The organism is Pseudomonas putida, from assembly GCA_041879295.1.
Classification (GTDB): Bacteria; Pseudomonadota; Gammaproteobacteria; order Pseudomonadales; family Pseudomonadaceae; genus Aquipseudomonas; species Aquipseudomonas putida_Y.
In genome coordinates, this window is the sequence record CP047152.1 from 5,061,881 (window position 1) to 5,083,341 (window position 21,461).

General features: G+C 63.9%; 20 protein-coding genes. 9 read left to right on the forward strand and 11 right to left on the reverse strand.

Annotated features, from left to right (window positions below; genetic code table 11):
- Positions 1-34: 34 nt before the first annotated feature.
- The 3 genes from GST84_23100 to GST84_23110 all read left to right on the forward strand — a co-directional run bounded on the left by GST84_23100 (position 35) and on the right by GST84_23110 (position 3,119).
- Complete coding sequence (locus tag GST84_23100) at positions 35-721, forward strand: histidine phosphatase family protein (protein ID XGB15065.1); 687 nt, start codon at positions 35-37, stop codon at positions 719-721.
- Positions 722-814: 93 nt separating this feature from the next.
- Positions 815-1,729 (forward strand): histone deacetylase, encoded by a 915-nt coding sequence (locus tag GST84_23105; GenBank protein ID XGB15066.1) that lies wholly within the window; start codon positions 815-817, stop codon positions 1,727-1,729.
- A 148-nt stretch (positions 1,730-1,877) separates the two neighbouring features.
- The gene (locus GST84_23110) at positions 1,878-3,119 is read left to right on the forward strand and encodes a TIGR03862 family flavoprotein (protein ID XGB15067.1); all 1,242 of its coding nucleotides are present in this window, start codon (positions 1,878-1,880) and stop codon (positions 3,117-3,119) included.
- 33 nt (positions 3,120-3,152) lie between these two features.
- Here GST84_23110 and GST84_23115 read toward each other — a convergent pair whose 3' ends face one another.
- The 5 genes from GST84_23115 to GST84_23135 form a co-directional block, all read right to left on the reverse strand.
- Complete coding sequence (locus GST84_23115) at positions 3,153-4,484, reverse strand: DEAD/DEAH box helicase (GenBank protein ID XGB15068.1); 1,332 nt, start codon at positions 4,482-4,484, stop codon at positions 3,153-3,155.
- A gap of 55 nt (positions 4,485-4,539) precedes the next feature.
- Positions 4,540-5,460, reverse strand: a complete 921-nt coding sequence (yedA, locus tag GST84_23120; GenBank protein ID XGB15069.1) for a drug/metabolite exporter YedA — start codon at positions 5,458-5,460, stop codon at positions 4,540-4,542.
- A 136-nt stretch (positions 5,461-5,596) separates the two neighbouring features.
- A complete protein-coding gene (locus GST84_23125) occupies positions 5,597-6,208 on the reverse strand; it encodes a 3'-5' exonuclease (protein XGB15070.1) in 612 nt (203 codons plus the stop codon).
- 10 nt (positions 6,209-6,218) lie between these two features.
- Entirely contained in the window at positions 6,219-6,698 is a 480-nt protein-coding gene (locus GST84_23130; GenBank protein XGB15071.1) for an NYN domain-containing protein, read from the reverse strand.
- Positions 6,699-6,858: 160 nt separating this feature from the next.
- The gene (locus tag GST84_23135) at positions 6,859-7,617 is read right to left on the reverse strand and encodes a DUF2076 family protein (protein XGB15072.1); all 759 of its coding nucleotides are present in this window, start codon (positions 7,615-7,617) and stop codon (positions 6,859-6,861) included.
- 167 nt (positions 7,618-7,784) lie between these two features.
- On the opposite strand from GST84_23135, the gene GST84_23140 reads away from it, so the two are divergent.
- Both GST84_23140 and GST84_23145 read left to right on the forward strand, forming a co-directional pair.
- A complete protein-coding gene (locus tag GST84_23140) occupies positions 7,785-8,441 on the forward strand; it encodes a hypothetical protein (GenBank protein XGB15073.1) in 657 nt (218 codons plus the stop codon).
- A gap of 86 nt (positions 8,442-8,527) precedes the next feature.
- Positions 8,528-9,046 (forward strand): hypothetical protein, encoded by a 519-nt coding sequence (locus tag GST84_23145; protein ID XGB15074.1) that lies wholly within the window; start codon positions 8,528-8,530, stop codon positions 9,044-9,046.
- Positions 9,047-9,115: 69 nt separating this feature from the next.
- Here GST84_23145 and hrpB read toward each other — a convergent pair whose 3' ends face one another.
- Positions 9,116-11,644, reverse strand: coding sequence for an ATP-dependent helicase HrpB (gene hrpB, locus GST84_23150; protein ID XGB15075.1), 2,529 nt, complete (start codon positions 11,642-11,644; stop codon positions 9,116-9,118).
- Positions 11,645-11,759: 115 nt separating this feature from the next.
- On the opposite strand from hrpB, the gene GST84_23155 reads away from it, so the two are divergent.
- Positions 11,760-12,179: a polyribonucleotide nucleotidyltransferase gene (locus tag GST84_23155; protein XGB15076.1), complete on the forward strand. Its 420-nt coding sequence runs from the start codon at positions 11,760-11,762 to the stop codon at positions 12,177-12,179.
- Positions 12,180-12,201: 22 nt separating this feature from the next.
- Positions 12,202-13,074 carry a cation diffusion facilitator family transporter gene (locus GST84_23160; protein XGB15077.1) on the forward strand — a complete coding sequence of 291 codons (873 nt, stop codon included), beginning with the start codon at positions 12,202-12,204 and terminating at the stop codon, positions 13,072-13,074.
- A gap of 146 nt (positions 13,075-13,220) precedes the next feature.
- Here the strand turns inward: GST84_23160 and GST84_23165 are convergent, their stop codons facing one another.
- Complete coding sequence (locus GST84_23165; protein XGB15078.1) at positions 13,221-14,021, reverse strand: hypothetical protein; 801 nt, start codon at positions 14,019-14,021, stop codon at positions 13,221-13,223.
- A 394-nt stretch (positions 14,022-14,415) separates the two neighbouring features.
- Between GST84_23165 and GST84_23170 the strand changes: the two genes are divergently transcribed.
- Both GST84_23170 and GST84_23175 read left to right on the forward strand, forming a co-directional pair.
- Positions 14,416-14,892, forward strand: coding sequence for a winged helix-turn-helix transcriptional regulator (locus tag GST84_23170; GenBank protein ID XGB15079.1), 477 nt, complete (start codon positions 14,416-14,418; stop codon positions 14,890-14,892).
- Between the two features lie 54 nt (positions 14,893-14,946).
- A complete protein-coding gene (locus GST84_23175; protein ID XGB15080.1) occupies positions 14,947-15,150 on the forward strand; it encodes a DUF2788 domain-containing protein in 204 nt (67 codons plus the stop codon).
- 113 nt (positions 15,151-15,263) lie between these two features.
- Here the strand turns inward: GST84_23175 and GST84_23180 are convergent, their stop codons facing one another.
- The 4 genes from GST84_23180 to GST84_23195 all read right to left on the reverse strand — a co-directional run bounded on the left by GST84_23180 (position 15,264) and on the right by GST84_23195 (position 21,324).
- Entirely contained in the window at positions 15,264-15,896 is a 633-nt protein-coding gene (locus tag GST84_23180) for a pseudouridine synthase (protein XGB15081.1), read from the reverse strand.
- 6 nt (positions 15,897-15,902) lie between these two features.
- Complete coding sequence (gene amn, locus GST84_23185) at positions 15,903-17,366, reverse strand: AMP nucleosidase (GenBank protein ID XGB15082.1); 1,464 nt, start codon at positions 17,364-17,366, stop codon at positions 15,903-15,905.
- Positions 17,367-17,471: 105 nt separating this feature from the next.
- Positions 17,472-19,124: a DNA alkylation response protein gene (locus GST84_23190; GenBank protein XGB15083.1), complete on the reverse strand. Its 1,653-nt coding sequence runs from the start codon at positions 19,122-19,124 to the stop codon at positions 17,472-17,474.
- Positions 19,125-19,335: 211 nt separating this feature from the next.
- Positions 19,336-21,324 carry a hybrid sensor histidine kinase/response regulator gene (locus GST84_23195; GenBank protein XGB15084.1) on the reverse strand — a complete coding sequence of 663 codons (1,989 nt, stop codon included), beginning with the start codon at positions 21,322-21,324 and terminating at the stop codon, positions 19,336-19,338.
- Positions 21,325-21,461: the final 137 nt, after the last annotated feature.

Genomic DNA, 21,461 nt, shown 5'->3' on the forward strand with positions numbered 1-21,461 from the left:
CGTGCCAAGCACGGCTATGCCAACGGAGCCACACATGCAATCGAGCAATACCCTGGGGCACTCTGCCATTCACGCCCGGCGCAAGCGACGCCTGACCCGCAAAGCCCTCGGAGCCGCCCTGGGCCTGTGTATGGTCGTGGCGGCGTTGACCACCTGGCTGGCGACGAGGACGCATATCGTGGACCTTGGCAACGAGCAACAACTGAGTGACAGCGGCCTGCTGCAGGACTGGGCCGAAGGTGCGGTGATCGTGATGATCCGCCACGCTGAACGCTGCGACAGCGCCCCCGGCCCTTGCCTGGACGACCCCACGGGTATCACCCTCAGCGGTAGCCAGGCCGCTGCCCGCGTTGGCCAGGGGCTGCACCGGCTGGGTCTGAACAACGCCGACTTGCTCACCAGCCCGAAACTGCGCACCCGGCAAACCGCGCACTTCATCCTCGGCCAGGCGGTGGTCAGCGAAGACTGGCTGGAAAGCTGCGACAGCCAGTTCGCCAACGAAGCGCTTGCACACAAACGCGCGGGCCACAACCTGGTGCTGGTGACTCACAACGGCTGCATCGACCACTTTGCCCGCCAGCAGCACGTTGCCGGCGGCGAACGTCAAAGCAACTATGCCAGCGCCCTGTTCGTATCGGTGGATAGCAATGGCAAGGCCCGCATCCTGGGGCGCCTGAACGAACCGGACTGGCAACGGGTACTGGCCAGCGCCGCAAAGTGATACGGGCCACAGCAATCCCGTGCAGGCGATTGAGCAGCAAAGCTGGCCCGGCCATGGCAAGATCAGGACCTGGCCCTGATTACGACCTCAACCATGCCGTTGCCGCTGATCTACCACGAAGATTACAGCCCGGAGTTCCCCGCTGAACACCGCTTCCCGATGGACAAGTTCCGACTGCTGCACGACCACCTGGTCGGCAGCGGGCTGACCACCGACCAGGCCCTGCTGCGCCCGGACATCTGCCCCAACGACATCCTCGCCCTGGCCCATGACCGCAGCTACATCGAGCGCTACATGAACGGCGAGCTGTCGCGCGAGGACCAGCGCCGCCTCGGCCTGCCCTGGAGCGAGGCCCTGGCCCGGCGTACCGTACGCGCCGTCGGCGGCTCACTGCTGACTGCCGAGATGGCGTTGCAGCACGGCATCGCCTGTCACCTCGCCGGTGGCACCCATCACGCCCATTACGACCACCCCGCCGGCTTCTGCATTTTCAACGACCTGGCGGTCATCAGCCGCTACCTGCTGGAAGCAGGCAGGGTACACCGGGTGCTGATCTTCGACTGCGACGTGCACCAGGGTGACGGCACCGCGCGCATCCTGCATGACACGCCCGAGGCCATCACCGTGTCGCTGCACTGCGAACAGAACTTCCCCGCCCGCAAGGCACAAAGCGACTGGGACATCCCTCTGCCCCGAGGCATGGGCGACGCGGCCTACCTGAAAGTGGTGGACGACGCCCTCAACTACCTGCTGCCGCTTTATCAACCCGACCTGGTGTTGTATGACGCCGGTGTCGATGTGCACAAGGACGACGCCCTGGGCTACCTGCAGCTGACTGACGCAGGCGTTGCCGCCCGTGACGAAGCCGTGCTGCGCCATTGCCTGGGCCGCGATATCCCGGTGGTGGGCGTGATCGGCGGTGGCTACAGCAAGGACCGCACAGCCCTGGCCAAACGCCACGGCATCCTTCACCACAGCGCCGCACGTGTCATGGGTTGTTCACAATGACTGTGGAACCGCTTGTGGATAACCTGCGCGAAAGGCGCTGTAGCCCTTTACTGGCAAGGCCTGCGTGACACTGTCTATTTTTTGACCAGTGCTTCCGTGGGCAGCGCTGCGGTAGAATGCGCCTCTTTTCCACAGCCTGCTGCCCACCATGCCCGATCTGAACCCCGCATCCCATCCCCCCGCTGTCGTCATCGGTGGCGGCCCCGCCGGCCTGATGGCCGCCGAAGCACTGGCCAAGGCAGGCCTGGCGGTCGAGGTGTTCGATGCCATGCCTTCAGTGGGCCGCAAGTTCCTGCTGGCGGGTGTCGGCGGCATGAACATCACCCATTCCGAGCCTTACCCGGCGTTCGTGGCCCGTTATGCCGAACGCCAGGGCGAAATCGAGGCCCTGCTACGCGACTTCGATGCGGACGCGTTGCGCCAGTGGATTCATGGTTTGGGCATCGAAACCTTCGTCGGCACCTCGGGCCGGGTGTTCCCCACCGACATGAAAGCCGCACCGTTGCTGCGTGCCTGGCTCAAGCGCCTGCGCGACAACGGAGTGGTTATCCACACCCGCCATCGCTGGTTGGGCTGGAGCACCGATGGCAGCCTGCGGATTGCTTATCCACAGGGCGAACGGCAGGTGAAAGCCTCGGTCGTGGTGCTGGCGCTGGGTGGCGCCAGCTGGGCGCGCTTGGGTTCTGACGGCAGCTGGCAACCGCTGCTGGCAGAACGGGCTGTGGATATCTCGCCTTTGCAGCCGAGCAACTGCGGTTTTGAAGTAGAGGGCTGGAGCGCGCTGCTCAAGGACAAGTTCGCGGGCGCACCGCTGAAGAACATCGCCCTCAGTGTCCCGGGCAGCGCACCGCGCAAGGGCGAGTTCATCCTCACCGCTCAAGGTGTGGAAGGCAGCCTGGTGTATGCCTGGTCGGCACCGGTACGCGAGGCCATCCACCGTGAAGGCCGCGGGGTGTTGTTGCTGGATCTGCTGCCGGACAAGCCTGTGGACAAGATTGCCCAGGCACTGGCCAGACCACGCGGTTCACGCTCCATGGCCAAGCACCTGCACAGCCAGCTGGGGATTGATGGGGTCAAGGCAGCACTACTGCGCGAGCTGACGGATCCGGCGACCTTTACCGACGTTGATGCCTTGGCTCGAGCCATCAAGGCATTGCCCATCACCCTGGTACGCACGCGGCCGCTGGATGAAGCGATCAGCAGTGCCGGCGGAGTCCGCTTCGAGGGGCTGGATGAGGGGTTGATGGTCAAGGCCGTGCCGGGGGTGTTCTGTGCCGGCGAGATGCTGGACTGGGAGGCGCCAACCGGGGGTTATCTGCTCACGGCGTGCTTTGCCAGCGGCTTGCGCGCCGGGCGGGCAGCGGCGAACTGGCTGATGCGGTCAGCCTGATGGATTGCGGGGCCGCAAAGCGGCCCCAAAACCTCAAGGCTTACGCTTGCGCGGCCCACTATTGAAGCTCGGCACCTTGCGCACAGCCTTCACCGCTGGCTCCGCACTGCCAGCCTCACTGCTGTCCATCCAGCGCCCCAGCCCGCGCTTGGCGCTGTTTTCTTTCGGCTTCTTGGGCTTCTTCGGTTTCTTGATAACCTGCCCGCTGGCATCGGTCATCGGCACCCGGTGCTCGGGGATGAAATCCGGCTCTTCATGACGCGGCAGGGTCTGCCGGGTCAGCACCTCGATAGCCGCCAGCAGTTGCACTTCATCCGCACACACCAGCGAAATCGCCTCGCCCTTGTTGCCCGCCCGCCCGGTACGCCCGATGCGGTGCACGTAGTCTTCGGCAACGATCGGCAGATCGAGGTTGACGACCAGCGGCAAGTCATCGATATCCAGGCCACGGGCCGCCACATCGGTCGCCACCAGCACTTGCACCTCACGGGCCTTGAAGCTGTCCAGCGCGCGCTGGCGGGTCGCCTGTGGGCGATCACCGTGGATGCCGTCGGCATTTACGCCTTCGGCCAGCAAGCGCTCCACCAGTTGATCGACGCCATTGCGGGTCTTGGCAAACACCAGCACCTGCTTCCAGCGCTGTTTGCGCAGCAGGTGGCAGAACAGGTCGGCCTTGCGCTTCTTGTCCACAGGCACCAGCCACTGCTTGACACTGGTGGCCGTGGCGTTGCGCGGGCTCACTTCGATACTGAGCGGGTCATTCAGCGCCAGCCCCGCCAGCATGCGAATCTGATCAGAGAAAGTGGCAGAGAACAGCAGCGTCTGGCGCTTGCGTGGCAGTGCCGCATACACCGACTGCAGTTCTTCGGCAAAGCCCAGGTCAAGCATGCGGTCGGCTTCATCCAGCACCAGGGTTTGCACTTGGTTGAATTTCACGGCGTTCTGCCGGAACAGGTCGAGCAAGCGGCCAGGGGTAGCCACCAGCAGGTCGACACCCCGGCGCAGGCGCATCATCTGTGGGTTGATACTGACCCCGCCATACACCGCGTAAGTACTCAGCGGCAGGTTCTCCGCGTATTCGCGCACGTTGTTGTGCACCTGCTCGGCCAGCTCGCGAGTGGGTACCAGCACCAAGGCGCGGATCGAATTGCTGGCCACCTTCTCGCCCTCCAGCGCCAGGCGCTGCAGCACAGGCAGGGCGAAGCCTGCGGTTTTGCCAGTACCGGTCTGGGCTGCGGCCATCAGGTCGCGGCCGGCCAGCACGGCGGGGATGGCTTTGGCCTGCACCGGGGTCGGGGTGGTGTAGTCCAGTTGCTGCAGCGTGCGCAGCAGCGGTTCGATCAGGCCGAGTTTGGCGAAATTCATGGCAATACCGTCAGGGGGTTCAGCGAAGGCGGCAAGTTTACCGCATCGCCCCTGCCTACTTGCAGATTTCACCTTTCAACGGTGGCACAGGTACAGGCGCCTTGCGCCACTGTGGCAGGCCGATCAGCACCACCGCGCCGATGATCACGGCCATGGCCACGCACTCTTCAGCGCCAATCTGCTCACCGGCAAAGACGATACCAAGCAGCACCGCCACCGCCGGGTTGACGTAGGCGTAGCTGGTGGCCGCTGCCGGGCGCACGTGCTTGAGCAGGTACATGTAGGCACTGAACGCCAGGATCGAACCGAAGAACACCAGGTAGGCCAGCGCACCCCAGCCAGCGGCGGTCGGCAGCTGGGTCATGCGTTCGCCCGACAGCACACTGCCCAGCAACAGCACCGCACCACCGACCAGCATTTCCGCTGCGCTGGCCATCGGCCCCTGGGGCAGCGGCAAGGTCTTGCTCCACACCGAGCCGAATGCCCAGGACGCCGCCGCGAAGATGATCAGCGCCGCACCTATCGGGCTTGCCTGCAGGTTGGAGCCCAGGTTCAGCAGGCCGATGCCCACCAGCCCAAGGGCGATCCCCGCCCATTCCAGCTTCGAATTACGGTGCCCGAACAACAGGCCGAACAGCAAGGTGAACAGTGGCACCGTCGCCACCGCCAAAGCCGCCACGCCCGAAGCCACACCGGCATGCTCGGCCACGGTCACCCCGCCGTTGCCACAGCTGAGCAGCAAGAAACCGATCGCCCCTGCCGCCCGCCATTGCGGCCAGGTAGGCGCCGGCACGCCGCGCCAACGCAGAAAACCGTACAGCAGGCCCCCGGCAATCAGAAAGCGCACACCGGCCATGAGCATCGGAGGCCAGCTCTCGACGCCGATGCGAATGAACAGGTAAGTGGAACCCCAGACCAGATAAAGGGCCAGGAAGGCGCCAATCAGCAACAGCGGGAAACGACGGGAGGCAGGCATGGGGAAAACTCGAAATCCGTTTACGGGTGGCTCAGTTTAACGGCCTGCCTGGGTGAAGGGACGTTACAGAACGGGTGCAAATGAGCGGCACAATTCGGGTGCGTGCGGCGTAGGCGACACCCCAGACGATCACCTGCTAGCCCTGACGATACTTGGCCAGCGCTTCGCGCACCTTCGCAGCTGGGGTTTTCTGCAGCCGGCAAAGCAGATCGTGCGAGAGCTGCTGAACCCCGTGGTCCTGGTGCAACACACCCGCCAGATGCTGCAGCAGGTTGGCGGCCATTTCGGCATCGGCCATGGCCCGGTGCGCGGTGCCCGTGGCAGGCAACCCAGCCCAGCGTGTCAAAGTGCCCAGCTTGTGGTTTGGCGCTGCGGGCAGCAGGCGCCGTGACAGCAACAAGGAACACGCGAAGGGCTGACTGCGGCTGCGGCCAATACGGCCCAGCTCATAGTCCCAGAACTTCTGGTCGAAAGCAGCGTTGTGCGCCAACAATGGGGTGCTCCCAACGAACTCGGCCACCTCGTTCATCACTTTGTCCACCGGCGGCGCACTACGCAGCATGGCGGTGGTGATGCCGGTCAGCCCTGCGACGAAGGCCGGCACCGGCACGCCAGCGTTCATCAGGCTCTGGTAGCGCTCGACAATGCGCCCCCCCTCAAGCATTACCACCGCCACCTCGGTGGCACGGCAGCCGGTAGCGGGGGAAATGCCGGTGGTTTCAAAGTCGATGACAGCGATACGTTCCATGAAAAAGACCTTAGTGTTTAAGCAACAGCGCGCCTTCGATGGGCACGTAGCGGGTGGCAGCACGGATCAGTGACAACGCCGTCAGCCCCGGCACGCCATACACCACCGCTTCGGTGCCATGGCGCTGGATTACCCGTTCCAGCAGCAGGTCGAAGTCACCATCACCGGAGGCCAGCACCACTTGGTCGACCCGGCTGGCCGCGTCGATCACATCCAGGGTAATGCCCACATCCCAGTCGCCTTTGGCCGAGCCATCGCTGCGCTGGATAAACGGTTTGAGGCGCACATCGAAACCGAGGTTGCGCAAGATCTGCTGGAATTGCTGCTGTTTACTGTCGCCACGGTCGATGGCATAGGCCACGGCCTCGACGATCTGGCCTTCGCGGCTGACGTCGGCCCACAGGGCGGTGTAGTTGAAATGGCAGCCGTGAGCCTGGCGCACGGTGTAGTAGAGGTTCTGCACATCGGCGAACAACGCGATCTTTTTCACCTGGGAACCTTATTTATGGCCTGGAGTGCTGGGGGGCCGTTCCGCAGCCCTTCGCGGGCACGCCCGCTCCCACAGGTATCACGCGTATATCTGTGGGAGCGGGCGTGCCCGCGAAGGGGCGCAAAGCGCCCCCGGAAATGCCAGCAGTATGCCAGACCTGTCAGACGTAAGAGTCGTCGTCCGAGAAGAACCCGCCATCATCGCTGCCATAATCACTGTCGGCGTAACTGCCCTGGTCGTTACCCCAGCCACCGTTGTCAGCCACTTGCTGCTGCCCGCCCTGATCGTTCCAGCCGCCACTGTCGCTGGCTGGCACCGGCTCTTCCTTGATGACCTCTACCACTTCTTCCGGTTGCGAGTTGTGGTTGAACAGGCTGCTGATACCCTGCGCCAGCAGCACACCACCGGCCACACCGGCGGCGGTCTGCATGGCCCCGCCAAGGAAGCTGCTGGCCCCGCTGCGCGCAGGCGCGGCGCCATAGCCAGGCTGCGGCGCCTGAGGTTGGCCAAAACCAGGGGCCGACGGCTCGCGCCAGCCACCACCGGTCGCTACCGGGGGCGCCGAAGGACGCTGTGGCTGCACCGCCGGCGCTGCGTTGCGCCCACCCGAACCAAAGATGCTGGACAAGAAACCACCCCCGCCATTGCTCGGCGCACTGCTGGCAGCCTGTGCCGCCTGAGCCTGGGCACGGGCCTGTTGCAGCTCGGCTTGCAGCTGCTTGTTCTGTTCGTCGAGGCGTTTGATCGCGGCCTCCTGCACCAGAATCGCCTGGGCCATGTAGTAAGGCGCTGCCGGTTGCTGACGCACATGCTGCTCGATGCACGCCTGGGCTTGTGCGTCACGCGGCTGGCTCGGGTCTTCGGCTTGCTTGAGGCGGCCGAACAGGCCGTCGATAAGGGTTTGTTCTTCAGTGTTCATGGGGCGACCTCGTGGGGTAGCGGGACAACGGACAGCGTCAAAGATGGGGCGTACAGGCGCGGGATTCAATCACTGTTGCGGTGAAACTTTTTTCAGCAAGTGACAGCCCCAGGCCTGCTTTGGGCTAAAGTTAGGCCCCTGTTTTTACTGCCATGCGATGTTGACTGATGAATCCGCTGAGCGTTCTGCGCGACTCCCTGTACTTCTTCCGCCGTCACCTGCCAAACATCCTCCAGCTGTGCCTGCCGCTGGTGGTGGTGGAAGCCCTGCTCACCCAATTGCTGTACCGGCAGATGGGCGACCAGGCATCACCGGCCTACGGCATGCTGGTCAGCCTGTTGTTCTACCCGCTGTACAGCGCAGCTTTGATCCTGTACCTGGACACACGCAGCAACGGCCAGGAAATCGCCAAGCGCGACCTGTTCGCCCGCGCCCTGCAGCTGTGGCCGCAACTGGCCCTGCTGATCCTGATCAGCTCGCTATTGATCATGGCCGGCCTTGCGCTGTTCATCTTCCCGGGGGTGTGGATCATGATCAACCTGGTGTTCGCCGAGTACCTGCTGGTACTGCGCGGCCGGCCGGTGGTGCAGGCGATGCGCGAAAGCGCAAGCATGACCACCGGGCACTTCATGCGCATCATGATCTGCGTTGTAAGCGTGCTGGCGCCGATCTGGCTGATCGACGGGCTGCTGCTGATGGCCTTCCCCGAGCCATCACCTGGGATGGAACTGGCCATGGACAGCCTCAGCGGCTTCCTGCAACTGTTCAGCACGGTGGTGCTGTATCGCCTGTTCATGTTGCTGGAAGGTGAAGCCGGCACCTGAGGCCAGCGGGGAATGTTTTCGATCTGATGGGCTGCCCAGCCCTGGCGCCAGAGTGCACTTCCTCAACGCCATTCAAGGAGTGCACCATGAACGAAGACATTCAGGCCGGTTACGCCCGCTCATTTCGCGGCCAGCTGTACATGCGCGCCCGCCACCGGGACATCCCGCTGCGACTCAGCCGCAGTACAGACAAGTTCGGCTGGGGCATTACCCCCGAGGATGACTGGTTACAGGCGGGGGGAAGGCAGGACTCGCCGGTGATGGACTTTCATTACCACTCGCGGACCAACGATCGCCTGCACTACCGCATCAGCATGCCTGGGCGCCCGGAAACCAAGAAGCTAGGAGTCAGCCGTAATGGCTATCTGGGCTTTTACTGGCATGCAAACGTTAGCGAATACTGGAAAATCGAGCCGCTGGCGCTGACAGATGAAGGCCTTGTCTGCCATCTGCGCGACCAGCGAGGCTACAGGGTCGGCGCCGTCGAGGATACGCCGCACAGGAGTGGGGAGTGGGTAGCCTTGCTCAACGTCGAGGAAGGCGAAGTGATCACTTTCCTATTGAGACAAGCAGATCAAGCTTCACTGGCGGGTGCAATACGATGAATGGCACGACCACTAACACGTCGTGCCCAGCACATGATTTTTTCGGCCTGCCGCACTCGGTGTTGTGCATCAGCTCCCTCTCGGCTTGGCCCGCGCCGTAGCCTCGGCCACCAGAGGGTCGTCCGGCCAGTAGTGCTTCGGATAACGCCCTTTCAGGTCTTTCTTCACCTCGGCATAGGTCGTGCGCCAGAAGTTGGCCAGGTCCTGGGTCACCTGCACCGGCCGACGTGCCGGTGACAGCAGGTGAAGCTTGACCTGCTGCCGGCCATTGGCGATGCGCGGGGTGTCGGCAAGGCCGAACAGTTCTTGCAGACGCACGGCGAGAATCGGCGGGGTTTCGCTGTAATCCAGGCGGATGTTCGAGCCGGATGGCACGGCCAGATGCGCCGGAGCCTGTTCTTCCAGGCGTTGCGGCAGCGGCCAGGGCAACAGGTTGCGCAGCATCGACGGCAAGTCCAGCGCAGCAAAGTGGCTGAGGCGCGATACTTTGCTCAGGTAAGGCTGTAACCAGTCTTCCAGGCTGGCCAGCAGGGCCTCGTCCCTAAGGTCAGGCCATTCACTGTGGCCATCCTTCTCCAGGTCGAGCTGCCGCAGCAGCGCCACACGTGCCTGCCACTGCCGCAGCTCTGGCGTCCAGGTCAGCAGGTTCAAACCTTTGCGCCGGACCAGGCCAAGCAGCGCCCGGGCCCTGGCTTCGTCATCCAGCCTGGGCAGCGGTTCGCGGCTGAGGACCAGTTCGCCCACCTTGACCTGACGTTCGGCGCGCAGCACCTGCTCACGCTCGTCCCAATCCAGGATATCGACTCGCTCAACCTGCTCGGCCAGCACGCCCTCGAGCAACGCGGGATCGAATTCGGCTGCCAGATAGATCCGCTCCTCACGCTGCCCCTGGCGGCTACCCAGGTCAGCGATTACCAGCCATGGGCACTTCATCAAGGCATCGACTTCGGCAAACAGCGCCGCACGGCCGTTGGCGAGTCGATACTCAGCCCCGCCCGCCCGGCGCTGCTGGGCGACCCGGTCAGGGTAGGCCAGCGCCAGCAGGGCGCCCAGCCAACGAGGGTGGTCCGGGTCGGCGACCGGCGCACCGACCTTGCCACGCAACAGGCCACGGTATTGGCGGGCCAGCTGGCGAGCACGCTGCACCCCACCCTGGCCACCACGCACAGCCTTGCTCTCACCGCTGACCAGCGCAAGCCGGCTGTGCAAGTCGGCACCACCGCCACGTTGAATGTCCCGCTCCCCCAGCAGCGCAGCCACATCGCATGCCATCTGTGCCAGGCCCAGGTCCTGGCCACGCAGCAACAAATGCGCGATGCGTGGGTGAGCCGGCAGTTCGGCCATGGCCTGGCCATGTTCGCTGAGGTTGTCGCGGCTGCCCGGCTTGAAGGCGCTGAGCCGCGCCAACAGGTCCTGTGCCTGGGCGAACGCTGCAGCAGGCGGCTGGTCCAGCCAGCGCAACTGCTCGGGGGTTACACCCCAGCGCGCCAGTTGCAGGGCCAGCCCGGCCAGATCGGCCTGCAGGATCTCGGCACTGCCATGGGCGGCCAGTTGATCATGCTGGGCCTCGGACCAAAGGCGGTAGCACACGCCAGGCTCCAGACGGCCGGCACGCCCGGCGCGCTGGGTGGCACTGGCGCGGGAAATGCGCTGAGTATCCAGACGGGTCATGCCGCTGCCGGGGTCGAAGCGCGGCAACCGGGCCAGGCCGGCATCGATCACCACGCGTACGCCATCGATGGTCAGGCTGGTCTCGGCGATGTTGGTGGCCAGCACCACCTTGCGCAGGCCCTTGGCCGGCGGGTCGATAGCGGCGCGCTGGGCATTGAGGTCGAGCTCGCCATGCAACGGGCACAGCAGAATCTCGGGGCGTGCCCCCAGGGCGTCCTGAAGGCTTTGGTGAACCCGGCGGATCTCGGCTTGCCCAGGCAGGAACACCAGCACGCTGCCGGCCTGGTCGGCCAGCGCATGCAGCACGCTGTCCACCACCCGTGGCTCGATGAACTCGCCTGGCTGGAACGGCCGCCCCCAGCGGATATCCACCGGATGCATGCGCCCTTCACTGCTGACCACCGGGGCGTCGTCCAACAGCCGCGACAGGCGCTCACCTTCCAGCGTCGCCGACATCAGCAGAATCTTCAGGGGCGGGTCGTCACGTAGCAGCTCGCGGCCGTTAAGGCTCAGCGCCAGCGCCAGGTCGGCATCCAGGCTGCGCTCGTGAAATTCGTCGAAGATCAGCAGGCCCACACCTTCCAGCGCCGGGTCCGCTTGCAGGCGGCGTGTGAGGATGCCTTCGGTCACCACTTCGATACGGGTTTTCGGCCCGACCTTGCTGTCCAGGCGGATGCGGTAACCCACCGTTTCCCCAACCTGCTCGCCCAGCTCACTGGCCAGCCGTTCGGCTGCTGCCCGCGCTGCCAGGCGCCTTGGCTCGAGCATGAGGATGGTCTGCCCGGCCAGCCACGGTTCGTGCAGCAGCGCCAGCGGCACGCGGGTGGTCTTGCCAGCACCGGGCGGGGCTTCAAGCACCACTTCGTCACGGTTTTCCAGAGCCTGGCGCAGGGCGGGCAAGGCAGCATCAATGGGTAATGAAATCATGGTGGTCCTCGAACAGTGTCGCGAGTATAACGGCGAACCCAGCCTGCTCTATCATGGTCTTAGCATCAGGCGCAGGCGCTTCGCTTGCCCTGCTGATTACTTTTCGGAGATTTACATGCGTATCTCGACCCGCGTCATCGGTGGCGCCCTCATCGCCACCCTGCTGACCCAATTGACGGCCTGCGGCACCATTTTCTACCCGGACCGGCGCGGCCAGATCGGCGGCAAGATTGACCCTGTGGTTGCCGCCATGGATGCGATCGGCATCCTGTTCTATGTGATCCCGGGGCTGATTGCCTTCGGTATCGACTTTGCCACCGGCGCCATCTATTACCCGGGTGGCCGTACTGCTCAGGTTGACCCGGCCAAACTGCAAGAAGCCGTCAGCCCCGATGGCAAGGTCGACAACCTGAAGTTGCAGGCCATTCTGGAAAGCGAACTGGGCCAGCGCCTGCCGCTGAATGACCCAAGGCTGATCCAGCACCGCGGCAGCATCGAACAACTGGCCAGCCTGGGCCTGGTCCCGGCAGCCTGATCCACAAGGACACTGTCCACGGATGATCACTACCCCAGCCGAACACCAGCGCCTGCTGCGCCTGGCCACTCGCGCGTCACTGACGGTCGCCAGCATCCTGGTGCTGAGCAAGGCGCTGGCCTGGTGGCTGAGCGGGTCCGTGAGCCTGCTGGCAGGGTTGACCGACTCGGCACTGGACGCAGTGGCCTCGTTCCTCAACCTGCTGGCGGTACACTACGCCCTGCGTCCGGCCGACGACGATCACCGGTTCGGTCATGGCAAGGCCGAGGCCTTGGCCGGTATGGCTCAGGCGCTGTTCATCGGCGGCAGTGCGGTGCTGATCGGGGTGCAGGCGGTCGAGCGCCTTTACACTCCACAACCGCTAGGTGATACCTCCATCGGCATCGCGGTGATGCTGCTGTCGCTGGTGCTGACCGTCGCCCTGCTGGCACTGCAGCACAAAGTGGTCCGGCTCACCGGCTCTACTGCAGTACGGGCAGATTCCCTGCACTACCGCTCGGACTTGCTGCTCAACGGCAGCATTCTGCTGGCCCTGTTGCTGGCGCGCTTTGGCTGGCCGCAGCTGGATGCGCTGTTCGGCCTGGGCATCGCCTTTTACATCCTCTGGAGCGCGCTGCAAATTGCCCGCGAAAGTACGGCGATCCTGATGGACAAGGCCTTACCCGGCGATGTCGGCGAGGACATGGCCGCGCTGGTGCTGGCCGTTGCAGGCGTGAAAGGCGTGCATGACCTGCGCACGCGCGTCTCGGGCAACCAGTGGTTTGTGCAACTGCACCTGGAACTGCCGGGGCACCTGCCGCTGCATGAGGCGCATGGCTTGTGCGTGGAGGCCTCGCGGGTGATCCGCCAGCGTTATCCACAGGCAGACGTGATGGTGCACGCCGACCCGGTATGAGGTAACCACCCATGCCCCACCCCTTGTAGGCGCGGGTTCATCGCGAAAGGGCCGGGGCTGCTGGCCAATTTCCACCCGCCGTTTGCCGTTGCCGCCGCTACCGTATTCGCGGGTAAACCCGCTCCTACAGGGGTTCCGTGCAGGGTTCAGTTGATGCTGTAACCCCGGCCACTGAAACAGGCACCCAGCGCCCGCCGATAGTTGTCGAGCACATTGGCCGCCGGTGCGTAAGTCGCCGTCGCCGGGTCGAAGCCAGACTGGCTCACAGCCCAGCGATGACACTGGTAGCGGTCCTGCTCCTGCTGTTCCTGCCCCTGGCCATACATCGGATAGGCCACCACGTCATACCCGCCATTTGCCGGGGCCACCGGCACGGGCGAAGGCACGCCGACCGGCGGGTTGACCACCACATATTCCTGGCTGTCTGCCAGGTACTGGTAATAGGTATCGGCCACCAGAAAGAACAGCGCGTCACCCAACCACACTTCCCGCGCATAAGGCGGCAGGTAATTGACCCGCACGCCGTACGGCGGGGTCACCACGATGTAATTGCCCCCGTGCGGGCGGTACCAGTAACCCCCGGAGTAGAAATAGTCAGCGCCCCGGTAGGGTACTTTCCAGTAGCGGTCAGAAAAATGGTCCACCCTGTGCCCTGGGCGATACTGCGGCCCAGGCCCCCAGCCATTGCCGTGGCCATCCGGACGCCCCTGCCAGTCGCCACCGGGCCGTTGCCCCGGGCCACCGGCTTGCCAGTGGTGATCATCACCGTGGCGGCGGGGAATGTCCTGGTAATACCCCTGGCGCGGCGGCTGGGTCTGGCGCACTTCGTCGCGCGAGTTGAGCGAGCGCCCCGACGGCCCCTCGCCAGGCCCTTCAGCCAGGGCCCCAAGGCTGATGCTCAAACCTAGCAAACCAACACCTGCCAACTGCCAGATGCGCGACGTCATGGTGTTCCTCTCGGTAGAAAAAACTGCAACCACCGCCAGTCTACCGCGCCCATGACACAGGCCAATTAAATTTCCGGCATGAAAAAAGGGAGGCCACAGGGCCTCCCTTCAGGAATTGTCGTCCGTGCTCGGCACTTGTGGCGCCGGCTCACCTCACACCGTCTTCTGGAGGGTGTGTAGCCCGGGGGCCTGCAGATCCTGTTGGATGGCTGGCCGCGACCGCCCGCCTAGGGCGCGTCGCCGTGGACTGATGTCCGGGCAGTGATTCTGGTGATAAAGATACCGGAGGGGTTGCGACAGAGGATTGCGAAGATTGCTCAGATAAATAGCACTTGCGCAATTTTTCACCCTGGATTGATAATTCGCAGCAATCCGAACAGAAAAGGCAAATGCCATGAGCAAACTTGACCGCTACGACCTGAGCATCCTCGCCGAATTGCAGCGCGATGCGCGCATTTCCAACCAGGAACTGGCCGAACGCATCGGCCTGTCGCCATCGCCATGCTCGCGTCGGGTCAAGCAATTGGAAGACGACGGCTACATCTCGCGCCAGGTGGCCCTGCTCGACCGCAAGAAGCTGGGCTTGAGCCTGACCGCCTATGTGTTGATAGGCATGGACCGCCACACCCCTGAGCGCTTTGAAACATTCGAGGCCGCCATCCGTAACCTGCCGCAGGTGCTCGAGTGCAGCCTGGTCACCGGCATGGATGCGGACTATCAGCTGAAAGTGGTGGTGCCGGACATGGACCACTACCAGAAACTGCTTCTAGGCAGCCTGACGCGTATCGAAGGCGTCACCAGCGTGCGTTCGAGCTTCGTGCTCAACCAGGTACTGGCCAGCACCGAGCTGCCATTGACCCACCTGCGTTAAATGCTCACGCCAGCCGGCGTATAATCGGACGCTCAACCCGCCTGGAGAACACCGATGGATCCCGCCGTATTCGAAGAATGGATGATGATTATCCTGGTCACCGTATTGATCGGTTTCATGGGCTTCATCGTCTGGGACCTGGCGAAAAAGTCCAAGGCAGGCAAGTTCGGCACGCTGATCCTGTTCTTCGTGCTGGGCCTGGGGGTGCTGGCCTTCATCATCAAAAGCGTGGTGGTGGGGTTTCTGGAAGGCGTATAAAACATTTCAGGGCCATTCGCGGGCACGCCCGCTCCCACAGGTTGGGCGCTGCTTTCAAGTACTGCACCGTCCCTGTGGGAGCGGGCGTGCCCGCGAACAGGCCCTGACCTGAACTAGAGCTTGGCAGGGACCTCCCGCCAGCAACCCTGCTCCAGCCCATCCAGCGCCCAGTCACCAATCCGCACGCGCACCAGGCGCAAGGTCGGCAAGCCCACAGCCGCCGTCATCCGCCGCACCTGGCGGTTACGCCCTTCGCGAATCACCAGCTCCAGCCAGCTGGTCGGCACACTTTTGCGAAACCGTACCGGCGGGTTGCGCGGCCACAGCTCGGGTTCTTCCAGGCACCGCGCCTCGGCCGGCAAGGTCGGCCCATCGTTCAGCTCCACACCATCGCGCAAACGCTGCAACTGCTCGTCACTCGGTTCGCCTTCCACCTGGACCCAGTAGGTCTTGGCCAGCTTGTGCTTCGGGTCGGCAATCCGCGCCTGTAGCCCACCATCGTTGGTCAGCAACAGCAAGCCTTCGCTGTCGCGGTCCAAACGCCCGGCCGGGTATACGCCCGGGATGTCGATGAAGTCCTTGAGCGTCGCGCGCCCTTCACCGTCGCTGAACTGGGTCAGCACATCGAACGGTTTGTTGAACAGGATCAGGCGCGGCTCGGCGGGGGGCGCCTTGGCCTGGCGACGCGGGCCGGCGGCAGGCCGCGCCTGGGGGCGGCGCGGCTTGTTACGGGGTGGCAGTGACATGGATCCTCAGCGGAACGGCGGCTCATCGAAGCTGCGCAGTTTACGCGAGTGCAGCGAGTTGAGCTCGGTGCGCAGCAGGTCGAGGGCGGCAATGCCGATCTTCAGGTGCTGGCTGACCGCCCGGTTGTAGAAGGCGTTGGCCGAACCTGGCAGTTTGATCTCGCTGTGCAGCGGCTTGTCGGACACACACAGCAAGGTGCCGTAAGGCACGCGCAAACGGTAGCCCTGGGCAGCAATGGTGCCGCTTTCCATGTCCACCGCCACGGCACGCGACAGGTTGATCAGCGGGCGTTCCTGGGCCCAGCGCAGCTCCCAGTTGCGGTCGTCGTAGGTCAGCACGGTGCCGGTGCGCAGGCGCTTTTTCAACTGCTCGCCACGCTCGCCAGTGACCTGTGCGGCAGCCTCCTGCAAGGCCATCTGCACTTCGGCCAGGGCCGGGATCGGGATATTCGGCGGCACGACCCGGTCGAGAATGCCGTCACGGCGCATATAGGCGTGTGCCAGCACGTAGTCGCCGATGGTCTGCGACTGCCGCAGGCCGCCGCAGTGGCCGATCATCAGCCAGCAATGCGGTCGCAGCACGGCCAGGTGATCGGTGATGTTCTTGGCGTTGGACGGGCCGACACCAATGTTGACCAAGGTAACGCCATTGCCGTCGGCGGCGATCAGGTGGTAGGCCGGCATCTGGAAGCGGTGCCAGACCACGCTGGCCACCAGAGCCTGGGTTTCGCCATGGTCCATGCCCTTTTCGATCACGACGTTGCCCGGCAGCACCATACGCACGAAGCGCGAGTCGTCACGCAGCTGTTCCAGGCCATGGCTGATGAACTGGTCGACATAGCGGTGGTAGTTGGTCAGCAGGATCCACGGCTGTACATGGCGCCAGTCGCTGCCGGTGTAGTGCACCAGGCGGCGCAGCGAGAAGTCGACCCGCGCGGCATCGAACAACGCCAGTGGCATGATTTCGGCACGGTCCCAGTCGTACAGGCCATCAGCGATGTTGTCGGTGGCCGCCGACAGGTCGGTGCTGGGGAACACCCGCGCCAGTTGCGCAGCGGTAATGCCGCTGCCAGCCAGCTCGTCGCCCTGGTCGACCACATAGGGGTAAGGGATGTTCTGCTCGCTGACGCCGACTTCTACCGTGACGGTGTAGTCATGCATCAGCGGGCGCAGTTGTTCCAGCAGGTAGCCACGGAACGCAGCGGGCTGGGTGACGGTGACGCTGTAGGTGCCGGCAACCTGGACCTTGGCGTAGGCGCGGGTGGTGGCGGCGACTTCGCCATGGCTGTAGTAGGTCAGACGCAGTGCCGGGTAGCGGAACAGGTCGCGCTCATCGGCATCGGGCTCGGTACGGTCCTTCAGGTAACGCTTCAAGGCCTTACTAAGGGCCCCTGTGGCCTGTTCATGCAAGGCCGCCAGACGGTCGACGGCCTGTTCGGGGGTATCAACGACTACAAAAGCGTGGCTCACACTGTGCTTCCTGTCTGGACATGCATGTGATCCATCTTGCCTGCCTTCTTGGTTAAATACACCCCCATTGATCGCTGTTGGGTTGATTCGCGGGCGAGCCCGCTGCTACAGCGGCCAGGCAGGCGTAGCCCTTGTTACCAATGCCATCACATCCACACCTCGCGGCAGCGCCCCATACACCCGGCCACCACCGGCCAAGCGGCTGCCGATAAACGCATCACTGACCTCTGTATTCCCCGCCTCCAGCAGCAGCTTGGCCTGCAACGCCAGGGCAATATCCTCGGTCAGTTGGCGCGCGCGGTACTGCATGTCACCGGTGTCGGCAAACGCCCCCTTGAGGTTGCCGATATGCGCCGCCAGGCGCGGGTCGCCATGCCCGTCACCCAGCTCGGCAAACAGTGCATCGAGCACTCCCGGCTCCTTGGACAAGGCCCGCAGCACATCCAGGCACTGCACGTTGCCCGAGCCCTCCCAGGTAGAGTTGACCGGTGCCTCGCGGTACAGCCGTGGCAGAATGCTGTCTTCCACATAACCCGCGCCACCCAGGCATTCGGCGGCCTCGTTGATCATGGCCGGCGCACGTTTGCAGATCCAGTATTTGCCCACCGCCGTGACCAACCGGGCGAAATGCGCCTGCTGCGGGTCGTCCAGTTGCTCCAGCGCCTGGCCCATGCGCAAGCTCAGGGCAAGCGCAGCCTCGCTTTCCAGGGCCAGGTCGGCCAACACGTTCTGCATCAGGGGTTGCTCATTGAGCACCCGCCCGCCGACCTTGCGATGTGCACAATGGTGGGCTGCCTGCGTCAACGCCTGGCGCATCAGTGCGCTGGAGCCGACCATGCAGTCGAACCGGGTCATGGCGACCATCTCGATGATGGTCGGCACACCGCGCCCCTCTTCGCCAATCATCCACGCCAGCGCACCGCGGAACTCCACCTCGCTGGAGGCGTTGGAGCTGTTGCCCAGCTTGTTCTTCAGGCGCTGGATATAGAACTGATTGCGGTTGTCATCCGGGCGGTGGCGCGGCAGCAGGAAGCAGCTCAGGCCTTTTTCGGTTTGCGCCAAGGTCAGGAAAGCGTCGCACATCGGCGCCGAGCAGAACCACTTGTGGCCAACCAGCTCATAGGCCTGCCCCGGGCCCGGTGCACCGACCGGATAGGCCCGGGTAGTGTTGGCGCGCACATCGGTGCCGCCCTGCTTTTCAGTCATGGCCATGCCCAGGGTGACCCCGGCCTTGTGGCGGTCGCCAATGTTGCGCGGGTCATATTCGCAGGCAAGGACCTTCGGCAGCCAGTATTCAGCCAGCTCAGGCTGCAGGCGCAATGCCGGCACGGCGGCAAACGTCATGGTCAGCGGGCAACCGGTGCCGGCCTCGGCCTGGCTGTGCAGGTAGGTCATCGACGCCCGAGCAACATGGGCACCTGCGCGGGGTTCGGCCCACGGCAAGGAAGGCAGGCCATGTTCGACGGCGGTACGCATCAGCTCATGGTAGGCCGGGTGGAACTCGACCAGGTCGATGCGATGGCCGTAACGGTCGTGGCTGCTGAATTCAGGTTTGTGTGCGTTGGCCAGGAAGCCTGCCCGCATTAGCGGGCCACCGGCCAGGGCACCATAGGCATCGATCCGCGACTCGGCCCAACCTGCACCAAAACGCCGTGACCATTCCTGCAATGGAATGTCGAGGCGGTACAGGTTGGCACCGTCGAGGGATGGCGGCTGGTTGGTGACTTCGTGGGTTTCAGCGTACTGGTGCAGGTTCATTGGAGGGCTCCTGGATCCGGGTAAGCTTGAGAGCCCCAGTGAAGCACTGCTTGCAGGGTAGTCAAAGGGGTATTAATGACTAAACGTGTGGTTGCTGGCGTGCGCGCGCGCGTAGGAGCGGGTTTACCCGCGAATACGGTGGTGGCGGCAACGGTGAACGGCGGGTGGATATCGGCCAGCAGACCCGGCCCTTTCGCGGGTGAACCCGCTCCTACAGCGAGCGCCGCGCCTGCAGCATGTTCGGGCTCATCTGCGCCTGCGAAATCGCCATGTCCAAACTCAACTCGAAGCGGCTACCCAACCCGCGCGTCGATTCATGTGCCAATCTGGCCCCCAACAACTCCCCCATCTGCCGGCAAATCGACAAGCCAATCCCCAAACCGCCATACCGTCGGGTCATCGAACCATCGACCTGGAAGAACCGCTGGTACAGGATCGACTGCTCCAGATCATCGAAACCGATACCGCTGTCGCTGACGGTAAAGGTCAAGGCCAGATCACCCGGCCCCACCCGGCGACCACGCACCTGGATCATCACCCCGCCCTGATGGGTGAACTTCAAACCGTTGTCCACCAGGCAGCCCAGGCAGCGCGCCAGTTTCTGCCCGTCACCGAGCAATTCGTCCGGCAGGTCGGCCGGAATATCCAGGCTCAGGTACAAGCCTTTGCCCAGAGCCTGCCCGGCATAACCGGCGCGCAAGCCCTGCAACAGGCTGCGCAGACTGAACGGTGCCGACTGCGCCCGCAGGCGGCCGGCCTGCAATTCGGACAGGGTAAGAATGGCGTCGACCATATCCATCATGCCTTGGGCAGACCCCACTGCCGTGTGATGGTACTGAGCCATTTCAACATCCATCGGCAGGGTGTGCATCAGCTCGAGCGAGCCAATCACCCCGTTCATCGGGGTACGCAGCTCATGGGTCACGCTGGCCAGGAACTCGTCCTTCAGGCGATTGCTCCTGGCCAGTTGCAGGTTCAGTTGCTCCAGCGTACGCCCAGTGTCGCGCAAGGTCTGCGCCTGCTGCTCGCGCAGGCTGTTGATGCGGTCGGCCAGCGCCAGCGACAGCAAGGCCACCTCCAGCGCCGAACCCAACTGGCTGGCATACATGGTGATGAACACATTCGGCAGGTAACCCAACACCATCAAGGTGTTGACCAGGCCGCCAAGCAGGAACGCCGTCCAGGCGATGATGAACCAGCGCGCCACTCGAAAGCCGCGCCACCAGGCGTACAAGCCGGCGCTGAAGATGCTTACGGTGAACAGCAGTGCCAGCAGCGTGGCCATGCGCAGAGCAATGCCGTAGGGCATGCTCACCGCCAGCACCATGACCAGCGCACCACCCAGCATCAGCAGTTGCAACAGGCGGTCGAAACCACGGCTGATGCCGCCCAATTGCAGGAAGTGCCGGGCGAACTGGCAACCGAACAGGCCGGCTGCACCAATGAACAATGGCGTGGAGGCATTCGCCCACCAAGGGCTGTCCGGCCAGAAATAGGCTACACCGGCGCCGTTCACCGAGACCTGGTAAAGGCCGAACGAAGCGATGTAAAGGATGTAGTAGAGGTAGCTGACGTCGCGCACGCTCAGGTAGATGAACAGGTTGTATGCCAGCATCACCAGCAACACGCCGTAGATCATCCCCAGCACATACAGGCGCGTGGGCTGCTCTTCCAGGTAGGCTTCAGGGGACCATAGCGCCAGCGGCGCTTGCACCGACCCTTGGCTGTGCAGCCGCAGGTACGCGGTAGTCACCTTGCCAGGGGGCAATTGCAGTTCGAACAAGTAGTTGTTCTGCCGGATCTGCCGGCTGTCGTAGGGCAAGGCATCGCCGGTGCGCTGTGCCAGTCGGTACATGCCGCTGCTGTCAGGCAGATACAGTTCGAGGTGGTCCAGCGGCGGGTAGGCCAGCTCCAGCAGCCATTGCCGCGGGGCTGCACTGGGCGCGGCAACGGGGCGCAGCTCGACCTTGAGCCAGAACACCGAGGTGGAGTAACCGGCGTTCAGCACATCTTCATGATGGGGCTGAAAGTGTTTGGCAAACCCGGGGGCACTGACCTGAGCGATGCTGGCATTGCCATCGGGGTCTTCATAAACCTGCATGGCCTTGCCCAGTGGAAGATGCCGGGTAGCGTCGTCGAAATCGACCGCTCCGGCCAGCACGGGCAGCAAGCCCAGAAGCACAATCAGCAAATAGCGCATACAGCCCCAGCATGGCCTGTCCGGTCGCGTCGCGGTAGCCTCCCATCCGTTTGAGACGACGTGATCCTGCAGAACCCGTTTGTAGAGTTATCCGAGCACTCTAGCATAGCTTCACAACCTGGCAATGGGCCATACAA

Coding starts and splice junctions, on each gene's coding strand:
- GST84_23100 (XGB15065.1), top strand. CDS start 35: ATGCAATCGAGCAATACCCTGGGGCACTCTGCCATTCACGCCCGGCGC.
- GST84_23105 (XGB15066.1), top strand. CDS start 815: ATGCCGTTGCCGCTGATCTACCACGAAGATTACAGCCCGGAGTTCCCC.
- GST84_23110 (XGB15067.1), top strand. CDS start 1,878: ATGCCCGATCTGAACCCCGCATCCCATCCCCCCGCTGTCGTCATCGGT.
- GST84_23115 (XGB15068.1), bottom strand. CDS start 4,484: ATGAATTTCGCCAAACTCGGCCTGATCGAACCGCTGCTGCGCACGCTG.
- yedA (XGB15069.1), bottom strand. CDS start 5,460: ATGCCTGCCTCCCGTCGTTTCCCGCTGTTGCTGATTGGCGCCTTCCTG.
- GST84_23125 (XGB15070.1), bottom strand. CDS start 6,208: ATGGAACGTATCGCTGTCATCGACTTTGAAACCACCGGCATTTCCCCC.
- GST84_23135 (XGB15072.1), bottom strand. CDS start 7,617: ATGAACACTGAAGAACAAACCCTTATCGACGGCCTGTTCGGCCGCCTC.
- GST84_23140 (XGB15073.1), top strand. CDS start 7,785: ATGAATCCGCTGAGCGTTCTGCGCGACTCCCTGTACTTCTTCCGCCGT.
- GST84_23145 (XGB15074.1), top strand. CDS start 8,528: ATGAACGAAGACATTCAGGCCGGTTACGCCCGCTCATTTCGCGGCCAG.
- hrpB (XGB15075.1), bottom strand. CDS start 11,644: ATGATTTCATTACCCATTGATGCTGCCTTGCCCGCCCTGCGCCAGGCT.
- GST84_23155 (XGB15076.1), top strand. CDS start 11,760: ATGCGTATCTCGACCCGCGTCATCGGTGGCGCCCTCATCGCCACCCTG.
- GST84_23160 (XGB15077.1), top strand. CDS start 12,202: ATGATCACTACCCCAGCCGAACACCAGCGCCTGCTGCGCCTGGCCACT.
- GST84_23165 (XGB15078.1), bottom strand. CDS start 14,021: ATGACGTCGCGCATCTGGCAGTTGGCAGGTGTTGGTTTGCTAGGTTTG.
- GST84_23170 (XGB15079.1), top strand. CDS start 14,416: ATGAGCAAACTTGACCGCTACGACCTGAGCATCCTCGCCGAATTGCAG.
- GST84_23175 (XGB15080.1), top strand. CDS start 14,947: ATGGATCCCGCCGTATTCGAAGAATGGATGATGATTATCCTGGTCACC.
- GST84_23180 (XGB15081.1), bottom strand. CDS start 15,896: ATGTCACTGCCACCCCGTAACAAGCCGCGCCGCCCCCAGGCGCGGCCT.
- GST84_23190 (XGB15083.1), bottom strand. CDS start 19,124: ATGAACCTGCACCAGTACGCTGAAACCCACGAAGTCACCAACCAGCCG.
- GST84_23195 (XGB15084.1), bottom strand. CDS start 21,324: ATGCGCTATTTGCTGATTGTGCTTCTGGGCTTGCTGCCCGTGCTGGCC.